This is a genomic window from Aliivibrio sp. S3MY1 (assembly GCF_028765575.1).
In the GTDB taxonomy this organism is placed as follows: domain Bacteria; phylum Pseudomonadota; class Gammaproteobacteria; order Enterobacterales; family Vibrionaceae; genus Aliivibrio.
Map to the genome: position 1 here is coordinate 54,684 of NZ_JARACO010000017.1, position 19,735 is coordinate 74,418.

Sequence of the window (19,735 nt, forward strand, 5' to 3'; positions counted from 1 at the left end):
ATTGATGGATTCAACACTTTCGCACCTGCTTCCTGAAGTGATCAATATTGCACGTGCATCAGGTCAGCTTATTCTCGATATTTATGAGAAGGGTGATTTTGAAGAGTTTACTAAGTCAGATGAAACACCAGTGACTAGTGCTGATTTAGCGGCACATAAGTTGATCATGGAAAAATTGGCTCAACTGACGCCTAATATCCCTATCTTATCAGAAGAAGATGCGGATATTGCTTTAGCGAAACGAGCACAATGGGATCGCTATTGGTTGGTTGATCCTCTAGATGGAACTCAAGAATTTATCGCTCGCAGTGGTGATTTTGCAACAGTTATCGCTTTGGTTGAAAATAATCGTCCAGTGATGGGCGTGGTTTATGGTCCGGTTTCGGGTGTCACCTATTATGCTTATGAAGGAAAAGGAGCGTGGAAAATTCCAGATATGGACGAAAGCGTTCGTATCAGCACCCTTAAGCATGAAGAAGCAAAACAGCCGATAGCCATCGCAATTAGTCGTCGCCAAAACATTAATAATATTACCCGCTGTATGAGTTCTGAATGGAATTACAATTTAGTCCCTCTTGGCTCTGCGGCATTAAAAGCCTGTCTTGTGGCTGAAGGGGCTGTGGATTGTTATTTACGTTTAGGTCCGACTGGTGAGTGGGATACTGCGGCAACACAGTGCATTGTTCAAGAGGCGGGTGGTCGTATTTTATCGACAGAACTTGAAGCGCTCTCTTATAACGAAAGAGAGTCATTAGAGAATCCTAACTTTATTGTGTTAGGTGATGAAAACTTACCTTGGAATGAAATATTAACGTGCAAATAATTAGATCTAATCTTGATAAATAGATTATTAAGATTGCTATAATGTCAGAAGCTAGCGCGAAAACAGAACGACTCGAAAGGAATTCTACTCGAAAAAAATTGTGTTTCAGAGTACAATCCTTAATCATACTAATTTAGTCAGGTATTACTTGTGTCTTCAATCAATATTACTGAAAGTGCCCAAGAGCATTTTGCAAAACTTCTAGCACAGCAGCCAGAAGGGACAAACATCCGTGTATTCGTGGTTAATCCGGGTACTCAAAACGCAGAGTGTGGCGTATCTTACTGTCCGCCTGAAGCAATCGAAGCGAATGATACTGAGCTGAAATTTGAGAAATTATCAGCGTATGTTGATGAGTTGAGCTTACCTTTCCTTGAAGATGCTGATATCGATTACGTTACTGACAAAATGGGCTCTCAATTAACATTGAAAGCACCAAATGCAAAAATGCGTAAAGTAAACGATGATGCACCTTTATTTGAACGTGTTGAATACGCAATTCAGACTCAAGTTAACCCACAGCTTGCTGGTCACGGTGGTCACGTTAGTCTGATGGAAATCACTGAAGCAGGCATTGCAATTGTTCAGTTCGGTGGTGGTTGTAATGGTTGTTCAATGGTAGATGTGACCCTAAAAGAAGGCATCGAAAAAGAATTGCTAGTTCAATTTGAAGGTGAACTAACCGCAGTTAAAGATTTAACTGAGCATGATCGTGGTGAGCACTCTTACTACTAAGAGATTAGCTTAATCAATGAGTTAAAAAGGTGAGTAGGTACTCACCTTTTTTGTGTCTGTTATTCTTGGGATCTAGGATGAAAGGCATGTTTTTTATGCATTTGAGTAGATATCTCGTTCACCTAACCAACGCAGAATAATCGCTTTAGCATTGCGAGGGTAATTGTCATGTAAATGACGAGCAATGCGTTGTACTTCAGGAATTAAATGCTGATCTCGAACCAAATCTGCAATTTTAAAATCAGCCAATCCAGTCTGTTTTGTCCCCAATAATTCACCAGGGCCTCGGATCTCTAAATCTCGTTGGGCAATCACAAAGCCATCATTACTTTCACGTAGAACACTCAAGCGCTTTTGAGCTGTTTTGGAGAGTGGTGAGTGATACAGCAGCACACAGTGACTAGCGACAGAGCCACGACCGACTCGACCACGTAGTTGGTGCAGTTGGGCTAAACCAAGACGTTCGGGGTTCTCGATAATCATTAAGCTTGAGTTAGGAACATCAACACCTACTTCAATAACCGTAGTAGCTACTAACAAGTGCAGTTTCCCTTCTTTAAACTCCTGCATTATTTGCTGCTTTTCTTTTGATTTCATTCGACCATGAACTAAGCCAATATTTAGCTCAGGTAACTGTAGTCGTAACGCATCAGCCGTATCTGAGGCGGCTTGAGCTTCAAGTACTTCGGAGTCATCAATTAAAGTACAAACCCAGTAGGCTTGACGTCCATCATTTACACAGGCGCTTCTTACTTTATTGACGATTTCATCACGCCTTGTATCCGGCAAAGCAATGGTTTGAATTGGTGTTCGACCAGGAGGAAGCTCATCGATGACTGAGGTTTCTAGATCTGCATACGCTGTCATTGCTAAGGTTCTTGGAATCGGTGTTGCTGTCATGATCAACTGGTGGGGGTAAGCGCCGTCTTTTTTACCTTTCTCTCGTAGCTCTAGACGCTGATCAACCCCAAAGCGGTGTTGTTCATCAATAATAACTAAAGCAAGGTGGCTGAACTCAACATGTTGCTGAAATAGGGCGTGAGTACCCACTATCATCTTGGCTTCACCACTGGCAATACGAGCTAATTCCTTCTCTTTTGCTTTACCGGTGAGCTTTCCTGCTAACCAGCCAACAGGGATCCCCATGGTTTCAAACCAATTACCAAAGTTTACTGCGTGTTGCTCTGCTAATAATTCGGTTGGGGCCATTAGCACCACTTGATATCCGTGCTCGATCGCTTGTACGGCAGCTAAGGCAGCAACGAGAGTTTTACCTGAGCCGACATCTCCTTGAACCAATCGCATCATCGGATGCGGTTTTGCTAAGTCTTGTTCTATCTCTGCCACAACACGTTGCTGAGCTCCCGTTGGGGTAAAAGGCAATTGGTCTAATAATTTTTGTTTTAGGTTGGTCACAGTAGCCAATGGGAGTGCGTCTTCTTGTTGGCCTTTGCTACGTACCGAAAGCATTGAAAGATTTTGAGCCAACAATTCTTCCATAATTAAACGTTGCTGAGCGGGATGCTTTCCTTCATCAAATGCATCTAGATTAATTGAAGGATCAGGGCGATGAATAATATGCAATGCTTGATTAAGGGTGATTTGGTTGTTGTACAAACCTTGAGGTAATAATTCGGTCACGGCGGCTTTATCTAATAGCTCTAAAGCCTGATCGGTCAAACTACGTAATGTATTTTGACGAAGTCCATCAGTGGTTGGGTAAACAGGGGTTAATGTTGCCTCTATATCTAAAGACTTAGAGGAGGTATGAAATTGGTATTCAGGATGAACAATTTCTAAACCGCTTCCGCCGCGTTTGATTTCACCGTAAGCATGAACTAACTTTCCTTCACTGAAGCTGTTTTTCATACCGGCATTGAAATTAAAAAAGCGCAGAGTAATGGTGCCATTCCCGTCGCTAATTTTAACCAGTAACATTTTGCGTTTGCCAAACTGCATATCGCAGGACATAACTTTACCTTGAACGGCAGCAAATAAACCGGAGTGAACTCGTACCATTGGGTAAACACGAGTTCTGTCTTCATAACGAAGGGGAAGATGGAAAAGGAGATCTTGAATGGTGACCAACCCAATTTTTTCGAGCTTTTCTGCTACTTTGGCTCCAACACCAGCCAGAGAGGTTAATGGAATCGCAGAAAGCATTGTGTTGGTCATAATTATTTTCCTAGTGTTAATCTCGCTTTAAAGCAAAGTGATGAAATTTACGCCCTTGATAGGTCATTATACCTTTATCTCCTGGATTTAGAGCATGAAAATAGTGCACACCTATTTCAAACTCTCGTTTTGGACCAAATTTTCCTTTTTGTACGTAAATCCAAAACTCTTGATCCTCTTCTCCTGGCTGTGTATTGGGAATTTCAATAATTTGCTTATCTAAAATAGTGACTTCTGCTTTCATTTCAGGGGCATTATCTCCCAGAATAAATTTTGTTTGGAAGCGCTGGAATAGTACGGCAGCAATCAGAATAAATGCGAGCAAAATAACGATATAAGTAACAGGCATGATTTGTCCTTAAACTTGCGAGTAATACATATGAACATAAGTATTCTAATCTTCTCTTTCTAGATAGATAAGGAGTATTTGTTCAGTTTGTGCGGATTTCCCCGTTATTTTATAGATATTGCTGGTCGACGTATAAAATGAATTTGGAACTGAGATCTGGCTCGAATACTCTTGATTAAATATCTCCTATTATTTTATGAGTTAAGGGATTAAGAGATAAGTAAGGTTTAAAAAGAAATAATCTTAAGGATCGGAAAGAGAAATGGGCTTGAGAGTGGTATAAAATACAAAGAGAAGTTCAGAACGTAGGAGAGTGAAATGTCTGACATTGATCTTGTTGTAAAACAAAGTCGAATTATTGAATCTTTATTAAAGACCCATTACCACGCTGAAGGAAAAGGACTTCATCAACTTATTACTAGTTGTGAGGAGCGTTTGCCTCATGAAGTGATTAGGAAATTACGCTTTATTGCAACTATGAGAAATAAGGTAGTGCATGAAGAGGGATATAAGTTAGAGAATAAGGCGACCTTCAAAGCAACATGCAAAGATATGACTAATATATTAACGCCTAGAGCCAACCGGTTCTTGTGGAAACTTGTGGGGGCTATAGTATTGCTTTCTACATTAGCTTCTTTAGCTATCTATCTGATTCATTGGGATAATATAAAAAATTTGTTTTAATGTATTTATTGTAAGCATAAAAAAACGGACGCATTTGCGTCCGTTTTTTTATATAAACTTATTTGAATGTAGATTAATACATCATTGGCAGAGTCATTAGTCCAACAACTACAGCGATCATCATAAGTCCTTGTTTTTGCGATGAAGTAATCATTATTATTCTCCTTTAATGTATTCTATCATTGCTTGACAAATAGAATAACACTGTTTTTAGTTGCTGATCAAGTGCGGAATGCTCTAAAGCTTAAAAAAATAACTTTTCTATGACAAAAGAGGGGTTTTGCTCACTTGTTTAGGTGTTCTTTTGTCTGTTGATATTATGATTTATTGTGTATCATTATTGTTAATTACATTTAAGTGGTTGAAAGTTATGGTTTTTACTTGGTTTTTAATGGTTTGATAATTGACCATCTATTTTTGTTCTCATTTCACCCCTTATCCTCTAGATGTCACTCTACTATCTGTTTTCTGTTTTTTATAAAGTCATATAGAGGCTTTATTATTGAGTTTTATGTTATTAAGTCATTGAATGCTATTAAATTTCACCTAAATCCTATATCTAGTAGGGTTTCTTTATTGGCTTTTTTCTATAAACTCATAGCAACAAGGTTATATCTTGTTGTTATTTAAGTGTTTTTCTCTTCTTTTTTGTTGTTTTTATTCTGTTTTTTTTATGTTGCTTGCTTTGTTTTCTTGCAGTTTTAGTGTTTTGAGTCGACGAAAAGGAGGAAGAGAGCGTTTCTATGATTATGAAAAAGAGCGATTACAATGAAATAGAGCGATCGCAATGTTTATTTTATCCTCTGTGATACCCTCTACTTTTACATTTCAAAGAAGTTAAGTAAGTTATGAAACAAGACATCCATGGTCGTACGGTATTAAATATTTTATTGGATTCTGAAAAGCCCCTTTCTCGCTCGCAATTGGAAGACATTGTTGAAAGTGAATTTGGTCGTGACGTATGTTTTCATACGTGTAGTCAGCAGGATTTAACATTAATGGAATTGCTTGAATTTCTTTTATCTAAAAAGAAAGTGATTGAGTTGGAGGCTGGATTAACGGCTAATCCTGATCGGATCTGCAATCATTAAAAATGGTGGCATTGATGATAAAAAGAGAATAAAAAAGGTCGCATTGCAATGCGACCTTTTTTATTTCAGCATGAGTTATGAATTAAATGTGTGTGAAATAGCTCGTAATACCATCTAAGAACATTTGTACCGAAATCATCAGTAGTAGCATACCCATCAGTCTTTCAATGGCAGCTAGGCCTTTTTCACCGACGATGCGTTGGAATAGTTCTGAGAACATTAAAATAATTGTCGTGACAGACCAAGCCCCGATGAGTGCTAGGCTCCAATCAACCATTCGGTCAGGCTCTTGGTGAGCAAGTAGCAGTAAAGTAGCAAGAATGGAAGGACCTGCAATCATAGGTATTGCCAGAGGAACAATTAAAGGTTCATCACCGGCACCCAAACTTGCGCCTAACCCCCCCTCTGGCGGGAAGATCATTTTTAAGCCAATTAAGAATAAAATAATTGCACCTGAGATTGAGACGGCCTCTTTTTTTAAACTTAGGAAATTCAGTATCTGTTCTCCCATAAAAAGGAAGGACATCATAATGGCAAGAGCAATAAGAAGTTCTCGAATTAAAATAATACGTCTTCTTTTCTTTTCCACATGTTTAAGAATAGAGGTAAAAATAGGTAAGTTACCCATTGGATCCATGATCAGAAAAAGCATGACGGCTGCGGAAAGAGTTTCCATAAATGAGTACCTAGAGTTGGAGATCAAAGAATGCAGAGATCATAGCATAGATAGAGACTAGGTAAGGGGGGAGTTTGTCGCGATAAAAAAGGAGCAACATGTGCCCCTTTTACGAATGATACGTCATTTATCCATCATGTGCTTTTTTCTGATATCCAGTAAGGCAAAAACCCCGAATATCAGGATTGACCATTTTTCCCATCGACTCATTGAAATTTTATCGCCGAATGCGCCAATGAAAATAAGCATTTGTAAGCCGTGCATCATAAATAAAAATGCAGTCAGAATATAAAGTGCAATCGCGCCTGTTCCAGGGAACGGCATAAATAGGTTAAGTAATAGTATTAGCCAAACAAACCCAATGGCAATTTTGGCTAGAATGATCAATCCTTTCATCTATTCTTCTCTCTCATATAATTTAAAAGTAACTTGCCCTGCGGTCTTATCTCGGTGTAAATGCCAATGAGTAGGAACAGGCAAGGCACTGAGCTCTTTCTCTGCTTCAATATATATCATGGCATTTTTCGCTAACCATCCATTATTTTCTAATTTTGTTAATGTGGCTTCTAATAAATCTTTTCTAAAAGGAGGATCGATAAAAATCACATCGAAGGGTGTTGCCGTTTTATCTAAAAAAGTGAGAGCATCGGTATGATGAAGCTCAATATTATCGGCTTTTAAGCTTTCGGCATTTTGTTTTAGTTGTGAATAAGCTTGCTTGTTAAGTTCAAGCATTACTACTTGTTCAGCACCACGAGAGGCCGCTTCAAACCCTAAACCACCGCTACCAGAGAACAGATCTAAACAGCGAGCGCGTGGAATATCAGGAGCTAACCAGTTAAAAACCGTCTCTTTTACTCGGTCTGTGGTAGGTCTTAATCCTTCTGCATCATGCACAGGAAGTTTGCGTCCACGCCAGCGTCCGCTGATAATACGAATGCTTCCAGAGCGACCATTTGTACCAGAAGTGCGAGATGAGTGTTGTTTACGTTTAAGCATAGATATTTTGACCGCTCAGAAAGTGATAGTATACGAGAAAATTGTACCAATTTAATTCTAGGATTTCCCAATGACAGGCAAAAAGAAACGCGGATTATTGTCTTGGTTAGGTTTTGGTGATGAAGAAAAAGCCGAACAACTAACAGTAGAACAACAATCAGCACAAGAAGACACTGATACTTTATCTCAAGCACCGTCTCAAGAAGACAGTATTGTTGAGAGTGTAGTGGAAGACGCTGAACTTGAACAGTCTAAAGAGGCTGAAGTAACATCAATAGAAGTGAGTAAAAAAGAAGAAACAGATACGACTTCTAATGAGGTAAAAGAAAATACGCAAATCGAGCCTGTTGCTGAAGAGCTTGTGGAATCAAAAATTGAATCTGAGCCTGTAATTGAAGAAGTGCAGGAAAAGCCAACAGAAAGCTTTTTTGCTCGCTTAAAGCGCAGTTTACAACGCACTAAAGAAAATATCGGTGCGGGTTTCTTTGGTTTATTCAGTGGTAAAAAAATAGATGACGATCTATTTGAAGAATTAGAAGAGCAGTTATTGATTGCTGATGTGGGTATGGATACCACAGTTAAAATCATTAATAGCTTAACCGAGAAAGCAAGCAAGCGTGATTTAAAAGATGGTGAAGCTTTATACGGCCTATTAAAAGAAGAAATGGCTGAGATCCTAGTTAAAGTGGAAAAACCGTTAGAAATCGATGAAAAAAATATGCCTCACGTGATTTTAATGGTTGGGGTTAATGGCGTTGGTAAAACCACGACAATTGGTAAGCTAGCGAAACAATTCCAGAATGATGGAAAATCAGTTATTTTAGCGGCGGGTGATACGTTCCGTGCTGCTGCGGTTGAGCAACTTCAAGTATGGGGTCAACGCAACGATGTTCCTGTTATTGCACAACATACAGGAGCAGACAGTGCTTCAGTGATTTATGATGCAATTGAAGCGGCAAAAGCACGAAAAGTAGATGTCGTTATCGCAGATACTGCGGGTCGTCTCCAAAATAAGAGCAATTTAATGGAAGAATTGCGTAAAATTGTTCGTGTAATGCAGAAAATTGACCCAACAGCGCCACATGAAGTGATGTTAACGCTTGATGCAGGAACTGGCCAAAATGCCATTAGCCAAGCTAAATTGTTTAGTGATGTTGCCCCTGTAACGGGTATTACGTTAACTAAATTAGATGGTACTGCAAAAGGTGGTGTTATTTTCTCTATTGCCGATCAATTTCAAATCCCGATCCGCTATATTGGTGTTGGTGAAGGGATTGATGATTTACGTCCATTTGTGGCGCAAGATTTTATTGATGCATTATTTAGTCGTGAGGAATAACGCGTGATTCGATTTCAGCAAGTGTCGAAAGCCTATCGTGGCGGTCGTCCAGCATTACAAAAAGTAAACTTCCATCTCAATCGAGGTGAAATGGCTTTTTTAAGTGGTCATTCTGGTGCAGGTAAAAGTACTTTGCTGAAATTGATCTGTGCCATTGAACGCCCAAGTGATGGGAAGATCTTATTTAATGGGCATGACATTACGAAGATCTCTAATCAAGACATTCCTTTTCTACGTCGTAATATTGGTATTGTCTTTCAAGATCATAAATTATTGATGAATCGAACCGTATTTGACAACGTGGCACTGCCAATGCGAGTGGAATCAGTGAGAGAGAATGACATTAAACGTCGAGTGTCTGCGGCATTGGATAAAACCGGCCTATTAGATAAAGCCAAAAGTTATCCAATGCAACTATCTGGTGGTGAGCAACAGCGTGTTGGTATCGCACGAGCGGTAGTTAATAAGCCAATGTTGTTGTTAGCTGATGAACCAACAGGTAATTTAGACCCGCAATTATCTCGCCAAGTATTTAATTTATTTGCTGAGTTTAATCGTGTTGGTGTGAGTGTATTAATGGCATCTCATGATTTGTCATTAATTGGTGGTAATAAATATCGCCGTTTTGATTTACATCAAGGGTGTTTACGTGAGGTAGCAGATCATGGCTAAACGCAGCAAAGCAAAAAATACTCAAGGGGCATCTAACGATGGTTTTTGGGCAACTCATAAGAAACAGGCGAAGCTCTCTTTTCAAGAGTTATTGCGTCGACCTCTAGGGAACATGCTAACGTTAGCTGTGATTGCTATGTCATTAACGTTGCCATCGAGTATGTATTTAGTTGGTAAAAACTTATCGATGGTTGCTTCTAAATGGCAAGCGCCTTCGCAAGTTAGTTTGTACTTACAGCAAGAAACGCCAGAATCAAAAGTAAAGAGTTTACAATCTGAGCTTGAAGGGTGGGAAGAGATTGAAGCCGTTCAATATATTTCACCACAAGAAGGGTTAAATGAGCTGAGTGAGCATTCTGGATTTGAACAAGCGTTGACATTGCTTGATACCAATCCGTTGCCATCGATATTGATTATCTCACCTAAGAGTGAATGGCAAAGTACTGATAATGTAAATCAGTTAGTCAGTCGTCTTAAACTTCAATCTAATGTAAGTGAAGTGCGCTTAGATGATGATTGGCTACAACGTTTAAATGCGATTAAGCATGTCGCGGTAGTGGTTGCGACTACCTTAGCCATTTTGATGTTTATTGCTGTTTTCTTAATCGTGGGTAATACCCTACGCTTTAATGTATTAGAGCAAAAAGATGAAATACAAGTAATGAAACTTGTTGGAGCTACGAATACTTTTATTTTACGTCCATATTTATATACAGGAATGTGGTTTGGTTTGCTGGGGGGCCTTGTTGCTTGGCTACTAACCGCGATCATTACCGTTACGCTTAATGGGGCGGTAGATAATGTGGCAGCACTTTATGACAGTGTATTCCGATTGATTGGTCTTACATGGGATGAAAGCTTGTTATTGCTCATGTTGTCGGCATTTTTAGGTTTATTAGCCGCTCGTATTTCAGTATTGCGCCACCTAAAAGAGATAGAGCCTGTTTAGTAAAAAAGATCATATCTATATTAATAAAGATCTTAGGAACCGTTAATTCATTGAATTAACGGTTTTTTTGTATTCATGCTGTTAAAAATTGAACTTGGTTAACAGAATTTAGTCTATAAAGTGTGGATAATTTTCCGCCTTTCACTTGCAGTCTGTTTATTTTAAGTACATCATTGCAAGGTTAAGTTAAGTAATACCAAGATATAAATGGGGATTTGAATGTCGAAAGAGATGTATTCAATGGCAGCCGTTTCACAAGATAGTATTGATAGCTATCTGCGTTCTGTTAATAGTTATCCGATGCTAACAGTGACAGAAGAGCGCGAACTGGCTGAGCGTTTACACTACAAAGAAGAAATAGAAGCAGCGAAAGAGCTCATTTTATCTCATCTTCGCTTCGTCGTGCATGTTGCTCGTGGTTATTCTGGTTATGGCTTACCTTTAGCGGATCTTATCCAAGAAGGTAATGTCGGTCTTATGAAAGCAGTAAAACGTTTCAACCCTGAAGTGGGTGTTCGTTTGGTTTCTTTCGCCGTGCATTGGATTAAAGCTGAAATTCATGAATATGTGTTGAGAAACTGGCGTATTGTGAAAGTGGCAACCACAAAAGCACAGCGTAAGCTGTTTTTTAACTTAAGAAAGAATAAAAAACGTCTTGGCTGGTTTAATAACGGTGAAGTTGAGGCGGTAGCAAGAGATCTTGGTGTATCTCCTTCTGAAGTGAGAGAGATGGAATCTCGTCTTGCTGCGCAAGATTCAACGTTTGAAGCGCCAGCAGAAGATGATGACCGTGATATGGCATTTACTGCTCCCGTTTATTACTTAGAAGATAAGCAATCTGATGTTGCGCATTCTTTAGAAGAAGATAACTGGGAAGATTACACTAATAATCGCTTAGCAAACGCAATAGCTACCTTAGATGATCGCAGTCAGCATATTGTGCAATCTCGTTGGTTAGCGGATGAAAAGGTAACCTTGCAAGAATTGGCAGATACTTATGAAGTCTCTGCAGAGCGTATTCGTCAGCTTGAAAAGAATGCGATGAAAAAGCTAAAAGATGCAGTTGGTGATGTTTTCTAGTTAAAAAATTAAAAAGAAAGGCTGATCTCGAAAGAGGTCAGCCTTTTTTTTATCTGAAAGATTTGATCTCATGGTGATTAATATTTATATGGGTTGATATAATTGAAAAATAGAATCTTGTGTATAAGTAGGGAGTTATCTGTTTAGATCTTCATGATTTAATCTAAAAGCTAGGCAGAATATAGGTTTAATCGTTTATTACTATCCACACCTTAAAAAGGATCGTCACTACATGTAGTGGATCTATTTTATATAATCTACTTTATCAACGTAATCCACAAGTTTTTCCACAGCCGATTAAAAAACAGACAGCTTTTTTTTGGCGTGAAAATAATGTGGATAATAACTTTGTGTATAACTTTGTTTAACCCTTACATACTCTGTGTTTTTCTTGTGATTAATCCAGAGTACAATGAAGAAAAATAGAGAGAAAAGTCAAAATGGAACAGTTTCAACATATCTCAGTAGTAGGTGCTCAAGAAAAACTACAAAATAAAGATCTTAATGCAGTGATCGTTGATACTCGAGATCCCCAATCCTTTTCACGTGGTCATGTGACTGATGCATTTCATTTAACCAATGACACCATTGTTGAATTAATGAATACCGTTGATTTTGAACAACCTGTATTAGTGATGTGTTATCACGGACATAGCAGCCAAGGCGCTGCCCAATACTTAATTAATCAAGGTTATGATGAGGTTTATAGTGTTGATGGCGGCTTTGAAGGTTGGCATAAAGCAGGGTTACCAGTGGAGAAGTAAAATTATATGCAGAGATTAATCGCATTATCTAACCCAAGAGCTGGGCAAGCTTTTATTGATTACATGGCATCGCGCCAAATAGATATTCGAATGATGCCAGAGGGGGATGGGCAGTTTGCTCTGTGGGTTGTCTCTGATGATGCTTATTTATTGGAGGTTGAGTCAGAGTTACAGGCCTTTTTAAATAACTCTACTGATACAAAATATCAATCAGCATCATGGGATATGGCAGATACGCGTACGGCGAAGTTTACCTATGGTTCGCCCGACCTTATGAAAATGATTAAAGCAAAAGCAGGGTTCTTTACTTTATTTATCATGGTGGTGTGTATTGTTATTTTTGCATTGCAGCAATTAGGTTGGAATAACTCGATTTTTCAAGCGTTACACTTTCCCGCAAGCCAAGAGCAGAGTGTGGAAATGTGGCGTTGGTTCTCTCATGCACTGCTTCATTTCTCTGCTATGCACATCACCTTTAATTTATTGTGGTGGTGGCAATTGGGAGGGGATATTGAATTGCGTCTAGGCCGAACGAAGTTGGTTCAACTATTTTTATTCTCAGCGTTGTTTTCCGGCTTGGGGCAGTATTGGATTGAAGGGGCAAATTTTGGTGGTTTGTCTGGCGTAGTATATGCGCTACTGGGATATTCTTGGTTTATTGGGTGGCTAGCTCCAGAGAGAGGAATATCTGTATCTAAACCGATTGTCGGCTTTATGTTGGCATGGATAGTATTAGGTTATGCTCAACCTTTTATGGCGATAGCCAATACTGCGCATTTAGCGGGTTTAGTCACAGGTTGTGTTATTGCGGCAATAGACAGTAAGCTGAAAAATACGTTGAAATAGAGATCATAAAAAATGAGCAAGACAGTAGATGTCTTGCTCATTTTTATTTCTATTAAATTTAATACCAATGCCATTAATTATCTGATCATTGTTACTGGTTAAATCACTATTACTGATAGATGTATTTAGTGAAGAGTAAATCTACCGCGAGTGTTTTCCCTGTTTCAGCGAGTAAGAGTTCATTGATTGCTGTTAAGCACTCTTTTCTAATCTCTTCTCTACCTGCGAGAGATTTAATTCTCTGTTCAGGCTGTTGGCCTAGCACTTCTACTAATGCATTTCTAATCTGTGGATTGTGGTGTTCTAAGTTAGGCAATTCACGATTATCGGCCACTAAAATATCAACACGGATTTGAATGTACCCGAGTCTCTTTCCTGCGGAAACAAAGTTTGTTGTTAAGTCTGGAGCTAAAGTAAAGTATCCCATTTGAGGGTTACCTTCTTCTTCAGCAAAAACAGTAGGGGCAAAAAGTTGGCTAATAATTAGCAGTAACCCTACAAATAGTGATTTCTTTGTCATTTTCTAATCCATTCGTCAGTCAATTTATTTTATTACTTGTTACAATAGTCGGCAGTTGTGAGAAAAAATTAACCATTATCTCTCAATATAACCGATATATGTGAGAGATGTTATAGAGAATATGTCAGATATCAATTCTTGGTGTGCCTCAGTACTTAAAAAAGTGCAGTGGCAAGAGGCCGATACCTTCAAGTGTCATAATGAATGGGAGCAATATTGGTTGCTCGGACTAGATTCATTATCACGCCGTTTAGAGCAACATTGCCAAGTGTTGTCTGTATCGGTTTTAGATAATACCCATGTTAATCCAAGTGCATTAACTGAAGAAGAAATAGCGCTTCTTAGCGGAGAAGTGTGCTTGCGTCGGAAAGTAATATTAAAAGGAGATCAAGTATCATGGATCTATGGTCGTACTTTGATCCCATTGTCATCACTTCAAGATCAACCACACGACTTAACGTGTCAAGGCCATGTCCCATTAGGCATTACAGTCTTTAGTGCTCAGAGTGCACATAGAGATAAGCTACAAGTTGCAAAAGTCATGACAGAGAAAGGAGAGTTATTTGCTCGTCGCTCTCGTTTATGGATGAATGAAAAACCAATGTTGGTTGCGGAATTATTTTTACCAAACGCGCCTATTTACTCAAAGGAAATAGATTAATGACCAAGTCAAAAGCACTGGCGTTTTGGCAATTAACTCGCATGAACCGCCCTATTGGTTCTTTATTGCTTTTATGGCCAACATTGTGGGCTTTGTTTTTAGCTGCGGATGGATTACCTGATTGGCATGTACTAATTGTATTTGTACTCGGTGTTGTATTTATGCGTTCTGCGGGGTGTGTGATTAACGATTTTGCTGATCGTAAAGTCGATGGTCATGTGAAGCGTACCGCTAATCGTCCGTTACCTTCAGGACTGGTTTCTTCTAAAGAAGCCCTTACGTTATTTGCGGTTTTGGTGGTGTGTTCATTTTTATTAGTGTTAACCATGAATACGTTAACGATCATGCTATCGGGAATAGGGATAGTACTTGCTGTTGCTTATCCATTTATGAAACGTGTCACCTATTTACCTCAATTTGTACTAGGTTTAGCATTTAGTTGGGCTATCCCAATGGCGTATGCGGCAGAATCAAATCAAGTGCCATCAGAAGCGTGGTTATTGTTTGTGATTAACGCGTTATGGACAATTGCCTATGATACGCAATATGCCATGGTAGATAGAGATGATGATTTAAAGATTGGCATTAAATCAACGGCGATTTTGTTTGGTCGTTTCGATAAACTCATCATAGGCCTATTGCAATTAAGTGTACTGGCGTTATTGATTATTCTTGGTTCTCAGTTAGTACTTTCGAGTGTGTACTATTGGGGAGTGTTAGCGGCGGCAGGATTTTTTGTTTATCAGCAATGGTTGATTAAAGGCCGCGAAAGAGAGGCGTGCTTTAAAGCGTTTCTAAACAATAATTATGTGGGTGGTTTGGTGTTTATTGCGATTAGCATGAGCGTGTTAATTTAAGCTTTCGACTTACTGATAAAAGAAAAGCCAGTATGATACTTTCAATAAGAAATCTCATACTGGCTTTTTTTGTACCTTAAAGAAAATTAATCTTCTTTGTTCATTACCGCTTGGATAGTGAGTTTTATCTCTGGTGTTAATAGTTTTGAGATGTCATGAGCAAAAGGCGAAACTTTCTCAAGTACGGCATTACCATCGCTGTCTAGATAACCTTCCGTTTTTAAGCTATTAAACAAGATACCAAAAACCCCTTTATCAAAGAACTCAGGTGCATTAATACCATGTAGACGGCTGAGACGTTGAGCCATGATCTGGCTTTGCTCTTCTAGCTCGCTCTTATCTAATTCAGGTGACGCTTGCAGGTGCGTAAGAGCAATTGCATAGCGTTGCAGTGTTTCTGAAATAGTGTGAGCCAATAGATGAAGTTTACGAATATTGGTCGAGTTAAGCTGTAAAAGTCCATTTTCTAGTACGATTAATTTTTGACGAACCAATTCATCAATATGTTGATTTACCACATCGTCTAATCCATCTTCTTCATAATGCAAAAATAATTCAGCTTTAAGGAATGGATAGATTTGTTGAATTTGCTGCTGGATATCATCCACAGAAATAGAACGATGCTGAACCACTAATTTTGCAATCAATGAAGGCAGTGCAAATAGATGGATAATGTTATTGCGATAGTATGTCATTAGAATCGATTGGTTTCTGTCTAATGACACGATTTCACCAAGCGTATCTTTCTCAATAACAAATTTATCGAGTGCAATAGCGTGATCCAATAACTCTTCAGCGCTGTCTGTTGGGACTGTTGCTGTATCAGAATAAGGGATATTTCGCAGTAACTGTAAGTAACAATCCAGTTGTTCAGTCAGATCCTCCTTACTTAACGCACGCTGACGAGCAGCAAGTAAAGCCGTTGCACATAATGTTAAGGCGTTCGCTGCTGCCGCATCATTAATGTGCGTCATCATTTTATTGGCAATACCATTAACCACAGGGACCATCCATTCTGGTCTTTGTGGCTCAATAGGGTTAATTGACTCAGACCAATTTGGCGCATGTTCATTTAAGTAATGGTTTAATGAAATGGGCTCACCAAAGTTGACATAACCCTTACCAAAGTTACGCAATTTACGAAGTGTGCGTAACACTTGTCCTGCGTTTTCTTTCTCTTTGCGCTTGCCTTGTAGCTCTTTAGCGTACGTCGTTACCTCCATTACGTGTTCATAGCCAATGTAAACAGGGACTAGCGTAACTGGACGATTTAGACCACGTAGCATTGCTTGTACTGTCATCGCTAGCATTCCGGTTTTAGCTTCCAGTAAGCGACCAGTACGTGAACGTCCACCTTCACTGAAATACTCCACAGAATAACCTTTAGCAAAAAGCTCAGCTAAATATTCACGGAAAATAGTCGAGTAAAGACGATTACCTTTAAAGCTACGACGAATAAAGAAAGCTCCGCCCCGACGGAAGATAGGACCCGCAGGGAAGAAGTTTAAGTTAATACCTGCCGCAATATGTGGTGGTACCAACCCTTCATGATAAAGAACATAAGAAAGTAATAAGTAATCCATGTGACTACGATGGCAAGGAACGTAAACAATCTCGTGGCCTTCTTGTGCTAATTTGCGCACCGTCGCCGCATTATTGATGTTTAACCCTTGGTATAAACGGTTCCATAACCATTTAAGCAGGCGATTACCGTTTTTAATTAATGAGTAAGAGAAGTTGGTTGCGATTTCTTCCATGATACACATGGCTTCTTTACGCACTTTTTCTACCTCTACATTTCGTATTTTTGCTTCTTCTAAAATCACCTTCTCTATCGCTTGAGATTTTAATAAGCGATTAAAGAGTGCTTGGCGGTTAGGTAGATTAGGTCCTGATGCCGCTAGCTTTTGGCGAGAGAAGTGAATTTTAGCAACGCGAGCTAATTTATGGGCAATCGCTTCATCTGCACCGTGGTTATCTGCCATGTAACGTAAAGAAACAACAGGGCTGATACGCACGGTTGAGTCACGACCTGCTTTAATCAGCGTGATGAATTTTTGAGGTGCGTTAAGTGGCATTAAGTGAGGATTACTTGTTCCTTCTTTACCTGGTCTTCTTCCCCATAGAATAGACGTCGGAATTAATTGAAAGTCCGCACTTGGATTGTTTGCGTGATATTTCAGAACCACTTTAAATAAATCTAAAGATTCTTGTGGGAGATCATCATCAGTCTCAAATATTTTTGGACCAACAGAGGTGAATACATAGCGTGGGTATTCTATACCATCCATTTCAAGTGGAGAAAGTGGATCGGGTAGCCCTAATTCTAATGCGCTTTTTTGTAGCGTTAGTAAATCTACATGCGAGCGAAATGGCAGTGCATAAATGATTGGTCGCTCAAGATCGATCTTAAGATCTTCAATTGGATTCGACGGAATCGAGCTACTCTTCACCATTACCGATAGTGGTAATTTTAGCAAAGAATGATAAATAGTTTGTCCTGTAGACATAATGACAATAACGCCTTAGTTATGTACCGAGCAGTCGGTTATATATAGATGCTTACAATTTGTTGGCAAGAATAGCAGAACTGGTCAAACCTTTTAATAGAAATGAACACATAATCCCCAATAGTACGACTAATATGACAGAAAATAGGCTCAGTTTGTCTTATTTTTAATCAGTAGGTCTTTCAAAGCATAGCACAGCTGTATATACTCACAGTTAACTGTATAAACAAACAGGTGAGTTATGAAGCCACTAACGGCAAGACAGCAAGAAGTCTTTGAGCTAATCAAAGCAAAAATTGATGATACTGGCATGCCACCAACACGTGCAGAGATTGCTCGTGAGTTGGGGTTTCGTTCTGCGAATGCCGCCGAAGAGCATTTAAAAGCACTTGCTCGTAAACAGGTTATTGAGATTATTCCAGGAGCCTCTCGAGGTATCCGTATTCTTTTACAAGAAGCTGAAAACGAAGATCTTGGTGTTCCTTTGATTGGTCAAGTTGCAGCAGGAGAGCCGATTCTTGCTCAAGAACATGTAGAGAGTCATTATCAAGTTGATCCTGGTATGTTTAAGCCACAAGCCGATTTCTTATTGCGAGTGAATGGTGAAAGCATGAAAAACATTGGGATTATGGATGGTGATTTATTAGCTGTCCATAAAACTCAAGATGTTCGTGATGGACAAGTAGTTGTCGCACGAGTAGATGATGATGTCACTGTTAAGCGTTTGGAGCGTAAAGGGTCTATGGTTTTTCTTCATGCTGAAAATGAAGAATTTGCTCCAATTGAAGTAGATTTAACATCACAAAGCTTAAGCATTGAAGGTCTTGCTGTTGGCGTTATCCGCAGCACAACTTGGATGTAATACTTACGCATAATTAATATTCATTCAGATAACCTTATTGATGGGTATTATTAAATTGTCATTATCGCTTGTTTTTCTTAAATAGAACTTTACAAGTGGTAATGATAGTTATTATCATCTAGTTTCTTTCATAGGAGATGATAATGACACAGCTCGGCCATAAAATTCCTTCTCGCCTACTGCAACCTCTTTGGTTGAGAAGCCGTGAAAGTATGATCGATAATGGATTAATTTATGATCCTATTGCAGCTGCTGCATGTCGACATTGTCACCTTTCTTCTGAATGTCTCTCTGGAGATATCGATCAAAAGCAATTACTTCATGCCACTCTTACTGTTCAGTGTGACCAACAGGTTTCTCTATTTCTAAAATCTAATCCATCGGGTTGGGTTGTGAATGTCGGGGCGGGATTAGACACTCGTTTTTATCGATTAGATAATGGTCGCTGTCATTGGCTTGAGCTCGATATCAATGAAACTCTTCTCTGGCGACAAAAGCTGTTTCATACCAATGAGCGGTATTATTTACGTTGCGGCTCCGCAACAGAAGAGAGTTGGGTAGATAACCTTCCTGTGCCACACGACGTACCTGTTATGATTGTCTGTGAGCATGCATTATTAGAATGTAATGAAAGACAGTTAGCTAAATTTGTTCAGTTATTAGGTCGTCGTTTTCGTCATGCAGAGGCGTTGTTTGTGGTGGCAGGTGATCGCTGTAATACCATGATAGGAAAAAAGCTCGGCAGTATTGAATATCAGCATGGTTTATATCAACCAAAGCAATATTTTATGGGTTGGCTACCATGGATAGATAAATTATCTGTGACATCGCCTCTTGAGCATAACTGTACACGGTGGAAGGCATGGCAACGCTGGTTGTCTAAATTTCCATTGTTTAAGCACAGAGTAACGCCATTGCTAATCCATATGAATTGGTAATGATACCGTAAGTAACTTGAGCTAAGCCAAAGGTTTCGGATTGAAAGAAAGTAATAATACGATTACTTTTCAATCTTGATATCAACTGATGCTACTGTAATAGGTCATTTATTTCTGTGATCTTTTCTATCTAATGGAAGAGGCAATTTTCCTATTATAGGCCAAATACTTTATTGTATTGATAGTTAAAGTAAAAAGGGATTAA

Annotated in this window: 21 protein-coding genes; 14 read left to right on the forward strand and 7 right to left on the reverse strand. The window is 39.1% G+C overall.

Annotation, left to right across the window (positions count from 1 at the left end; genetic code table 11):
* The first annotated feature begins 4 nt into the window (after window positions 1–4).
* Together cysQ and nfuA are read left to right on the forward strand one after the other, a co-directional pair.
* A complete protein-coding gene (gene cysQ, locus PVK62_RS12150; RefSeq protein ID WP_274444703.1) occupies window positions 5–823 on the forward strand; it encodes a 3'(2'),5'-bisphosphate nucleotidase CysQ in 819 nt (272 codons plus the stop codon).
* 150 nt (window positions 824–973) lie between these two features.
* Window positions 974–1,558: a Fe-S biogenesis protein NfuA gene (gene nfuA, locus PVK62_RS12155; RefSeq protein ID WP_045103146.1), complete on the forward strand. Its 585-nt coding sequence runs from the start codon at window positions 974–976 to the stop codon at window positions 1,556–1,558.
* Between the two features lie 93 nt (window positions 1,559–1,651).
* Here nfuA and recG read toward each other — a convergent pair whose 3' ends face one another.
* Window positions 1,652–3,733 (reverse strand): ATP-dependent DNA helicase RecG, encoded by a 2,082-nt coding sequence (gene recG, locus PVK62_RS12160; protein ID WP_274444706.1) that lies wholly within the window; start codon window positions 3,731–3,733, stop codon window positions 1,652–1,654.
* Between the two features lie 16 nt (window positions 3,734–3,749).
* Entirely contained in the window at window positions 3,750–4,082 is a 333-nt protein-coding gene (locus PVK62_RS12165) for a DUF2500 domain-containing protein (RefSeq protein WP_274444708.1), read from the reverse strand.
* A 318-nt stretch (window positions 4,083–4,400) separates the two neighbouring features.
* On the opposite strand from PVK62_RS12165, the gene PVK62_RS12170 reads away from it, so the two are divergent.
* Both PVK62_RS12170 and PVK62_RS12175 read left to right on the forward strand, forming a co-directional pair.
* Window positions 4,401–4,766 carry a DUF4145 domain-containing protein gene (locus PVK62_RS12170; RefSeq protein ID WP_274444709.1) on the forward strand — a complete coding sequence of 122 codons (366 nt, stop codon included), beginning with the start codon at window positions 4,401–4,403 and terminating at the stop codon, window positions 4,764–4,766.
* Between the two features lie 848 nt (window positions 4,767–5,614).
* Window positions 5,615–5,857 (forward strand): YecH family metal-binding protein, encoded by a 243-nt coding sequence (locus PVK62_RS12175; RefSeq protein WP_274444710.1) that lies wholly within the window; start codon window positions 5,615–5,617, stop codon window positions 5,855–5,857.
* Between the two features lie 82 nt (window positions 5,858–5,939).
* Here PVK62_RS12175 and PVK62_RS12180 read toward each other — a convergent pair whose 3' ends face one another.
* The 3 genes from PVK62_RS12180 to rsmD all read right to left on the reverse strand — a co-directional run bounded on the left by PVK62_RS12180 (window position 5,940) and on the right by rsmD (window position 7,532).
* Window positions 5,940–6,533 carry a YhgN family NAAT transporter gene (locus PVK62_RS12180; RefSeq protein WP_274444711.1) on the reverse strand — a complete coding sequence of 198 codons (594 nt, stop codon included), beginning with the start codon at window positions 6,531–6,533 and terminating at the stop codon, window positions 5,940–5,942.
* 123 nt (window positions 6,534–6,656) lie between these two features.
* Complete coding sequence (locus PVK62_RS12185) at window positions 6,657–6,929, reverse strand: DUF1145 domain-containing protein (RefSeq protein WP_122036510.1); 273 nt, start codon at window positions 6,927–6,929, stop codon at window positions 6,657–6,659.
* Window positions 6,930–7,532, reverse strand: coding sequence for a 16S rRNA (guanine(966)-N(2))-methyltransferase RsmD (gene rsmD, locus PVK62_RS12190; protein WP_274444712.1), 603 nt, complete (start codon window positions 7,530–7,532; stop codon window positions 6,930–6,932).
* Between the two features lie 70 nt (window positions 7,533–7,602).
* Between rsmD and ftsY the strand changes: the two genes are divergently transcribed.
* From ftsY to glpG, 6 genes are all read left to right on the forward strand, one after another.
* Window positions 7,603–8,871 (forward strand): signal recognition particle-docking protein FtsY, encoded by a 1,269-nt coding sequence (ftsY, locus tag PVK62_RS12195; protein ID WP_274444714.1) that lies wholly within the window; start codon window positions 7,603–7,605, stop codon window positions 8,869–8,871.
* Window positions 8,872–8,874: 3 nt separating this feature from the next.
* Window positions 8,875–9,543, forward strand: coding sequence for a cell division ATP-binding protein FtsE (gene ftsE, locus PVK62_RS12200; protein WP_005421376.1), 669 nt, complete (start codon window positions 8,875–8,877; stop codon window positions 9,541–9,543).
* Window positions 9,536–10,492 (forward strand): permease-like cell division protein FtsX, encoded by a 957-nt coding sequence (gene ftsX, locus PVK62_RS12205; RefSeq protein WP_274444718.1) that lies wholly within the window; start codon window positions 9,536–9,538, stop codon window positions 10,490–10,492. Before ftsE ends, ftsX begins: the two co-directional genes overlap by 8 nt.
* A 219-nt stretch (window positions 10,493–10,711) precedes the next feature.
* Window positions 10,712–11,572: an RNA polymerase sigma factor RpoH gene (gene rpoH / locus PVK62_RS12210; protein ID WP_274444720.1), complete on the forward strand. Its 861-nt coding sequence runs from the start codon at window positions 10,712–10,714 to the stop codon at window positions 11,570–11,572.
* A gap of 440 nt (window positions 11,573–12,012) precedes the next feature.
* Window positions 12,013–12,336, forward strand: coding sequence for a thiosulfate sulfurtransferase GlpE (glpE, locus tag PVK62_RS12215; protein WP_274444721.1), 324 nt, complete (start codon window positions 12,013–12,015; stop codon window positions 12,334–12,336).
* A 6-nt stretch (window positions 12,337–12,342) separates the two neighbouring features.
* Entirely contained in the window at window positions 12,343–13,182 is an 840-nt protein-coding gene (gene glpG / locus PVK62_RS12220) for a rhomboid family intramembrane serine protease GlpG (protein ID WP_274444722.1), read from the forward strand.
* 109 nt (window positions 13,183–13,291) lie between these two features.
* Here glpG and PVK62_RS12225 read toward each other — a convergent pair whose 3' ends face one another.
* Window positions 13,292–13,702 (reverse strand): flagellar basal body-associated protein FliL, encoded by a 411-nt coding sequence (locus tag PVK62_RS12225; RefSeq protein WP_274444723.1) that lies wholly within the window; start codon window positions 13,700–13,702, stop codon window positions 13,292–13,294.
* Window positions 13,703–13,823: 121 nt separating this feature from the next.
* Between PVK62_RS12225 and PVK62_RS12230 the strand changes: the two genes are divergently transcribed.
* Both PVK62_RS12230 and ubiA read left to right on the forward strand, forming a co-directional pair.
* Window positions 13,824–14,363 carry a chorismate lyase gene (locus PVK62_RS12230; protein WP_274444724.1) on the forward strand — a complete coding sequence of 180 codons (540 nt, stop codon included), beginning with the start codon at window positions 13,824–13,826 and terminating at the stop codon, window positions 14,361–14,363.
* Window positions 14,363–15,220 carry a 4-hydroxybenzoate octaprenyltransferase gene (ubiA, locus tag PVK62_RS12235; RefSeq protein WP_274444726.1) on the forward strand — a complete coding sequence of 286 codons (858 nt, stop codon included), beginning with the start codon at window positions 14,363–14,365 and terminating at the stop codon, window positions 15,218–15,220. The genes PVK62_RS12230 and ubiA overlap by 1 nt, the downstream gene beginning before the upstream one ends.
* A gap of 86 nt (window positions 15,221–15,306) precedes the next feature.
* On the opposite strand, the gene plsB is transcribed toward ubiA, so the two are convergent.
* Complete coding sequence (gene plsB, locus PVK62_RS12240; protein ID WP_274444728.1) at window positions 15,307–17,730, reverse strand: glycerol-3-phosphate 1-O-acyltransferase PlsB; 2,424 nt, start codon at window positions 17,728–17,730, stop codon at window positions 15,307–15,309.
* Between the two features lie 241 nt (window positions 17,731–17,971).
* On the opposite strand from plsB, the gene lexA reads away from it, so the two are divergent.
* Both lexA and PVK62_RS12250 read left to right on the forward strand, forming a co-directional pair.
* Window positions 17,972–18,592, forward strand: a complete 621-nt coding sequence (lexA, locus tag PVK62_RS12245) for a transcriptional repressor LexA (protein WP_274444729.1) — start codon at window positions 17,972–17,974, stop codon at window positions 18,590–18,592.
* A gap of 143 nt (window positions 18,593–18,735) precedes the next feature.
* Window positions 18,736–19,530, forward strand: coding sequence for a class I SAM-dependent methyltransferase (locus PVK62_RS12250; RefSeq protein WP_274444731.1), 795 nt, complete (start codon window positions 18,736–18,738; stop codon window positions 19,528–19,530).
* The last annotated feature ends 205 nt before the right edge of the window (window positions 19,531–19,735 follow it).

Excerpts from the sequence above, each read along its gene's own strand:
- glpG (WP_274444722.1), top strand. The coding sequence starts at position 12,343 with ATGCAGAGATTAATCGCATTATCTAACCCAAGAGCTGGGCAAGCTTTT.
- PVK62_RS12180 (WP_274444711.1), bottom strand. The coding sequence starts at position 6,533 with ATGGAAACTCTTTCCGCAGCCGTCATGCTTTTTCTGATCATGGATCCA.
- ubiA (WP_274444726.1), top strand. The coding sequence starts at position 14,363 with ATGACCAAGTCAAAAGCACTGGCGTTTTGGCAATTAACTCGCATGAAC.
- PVK62_RS12185 (WP_122036510.1), bottom strand. The coding sequence starts at position 6,929 with ATGAAAGGATTGATCATTCTAGCCAAAATTGCCATTGGGTTTGTTTGG.
- lexA (WP_274444729.1), top strand. The coding sequence starts at position 17,972 with ATGAAGCCACTAACGGCAAGACAGCAAGAAGTCTTTGAGCTAATCAAA.
- PVK62_RS12170 (WP_274444709.1), top strand. The coding sequence starts at position 4,401 with ATGTCTGACATTGATCTTGTTGTAAAACAAAGTCGAATTATTGAATCT.
- cysQ (WP_274444703.1), top strand. The coding sequence starts at position 5 with ATGGATTCAACACTTTCGCACCTGCTTCCTGAAGTGATCAATATTGCA.
- glpE (WP_274444721.1), top strand. The coding sequence starts at position 12,013 with ATGGAACAGTTTCAACATATCTCAGTAGTAGGTGCTCAAGAAAAACTA.
- recG (WP_274444706.1), bottom strand. The coding sequence starts at position 3,733 with ATGACCAACACAATGCTTTCTGCGATTCCATTAACCTCTCTGGCTGGT.
- ftsX (WP_274444718.1), top strand. The coding sequence starts at position 9,536 with ATGGCTAAACGCAGCAAAGCAAAAAATACTCAAGGGGCATCTAACGAT.
- rpoH (WP_274444720.1), top strand. The coding sequence starts at position 10,712 with ATGTCGAAAGAGATGTATTCAATGGCAGCCGTTTCACAAGATAGTATT.
- PVK62_RS12230 (WP_274444724.1), top strand. The coding sequence starts at position 13,824 with ATGTCAGATATCAATTCTTGGTGTGCCTCAGTACTTAAAAAAGTGCAG.
- PVK62_RS12250 (WP_274444731.1), top strand. The coding sequence starts at position 18,736 with ATGACACAGCTCGGCCATAAAATTCCTTCTCGCCTACTGCAACCTCTT.
- plsB (WP_274444728.1), bottom strand. The coding sequence starts at position 17,730 with ATGTCTACAGGACAAACTATTTATCATTCTTTGCTAAAATTACCACTA.
- rsmD (WP_274444712.1), bottom strand. The coding sequence starts at position 7,532 with ATGCTTAAACGTAAACAACACTCATCTCGCACTTCTGGTACAAATGGT.
- PVK62_RS12225 (WP_274444723.1), bottom strand. The coding sequence starts at position 13,702 with ATGACAAAGAAATCACTATTTGTAGGGTTACTGCTAATTATTAGCCAA.
- PVK62_RS12165 (WP_274444708.1), bottom strand. The coding sequence starts at position 4,082 with ATGCCTGTTACTTATATCGTTATTTTGCTCGCATTTATTCTGATTGCT.
- ftsY (WP_274444714.1), top strand. The coding sequence starts at position 7,603 with ATGACAGGCAAAAAGAAACGCGGATTATTGTCTTGGTTAGGTTTTGGT.
- PVK62_RS12175 (WP_274444710.1), top strand. The coding sequence starts at position 5,615 with ATGAAACAAGACATCCATGGTCGTACGGTATTAAATATTTTATTGGAT.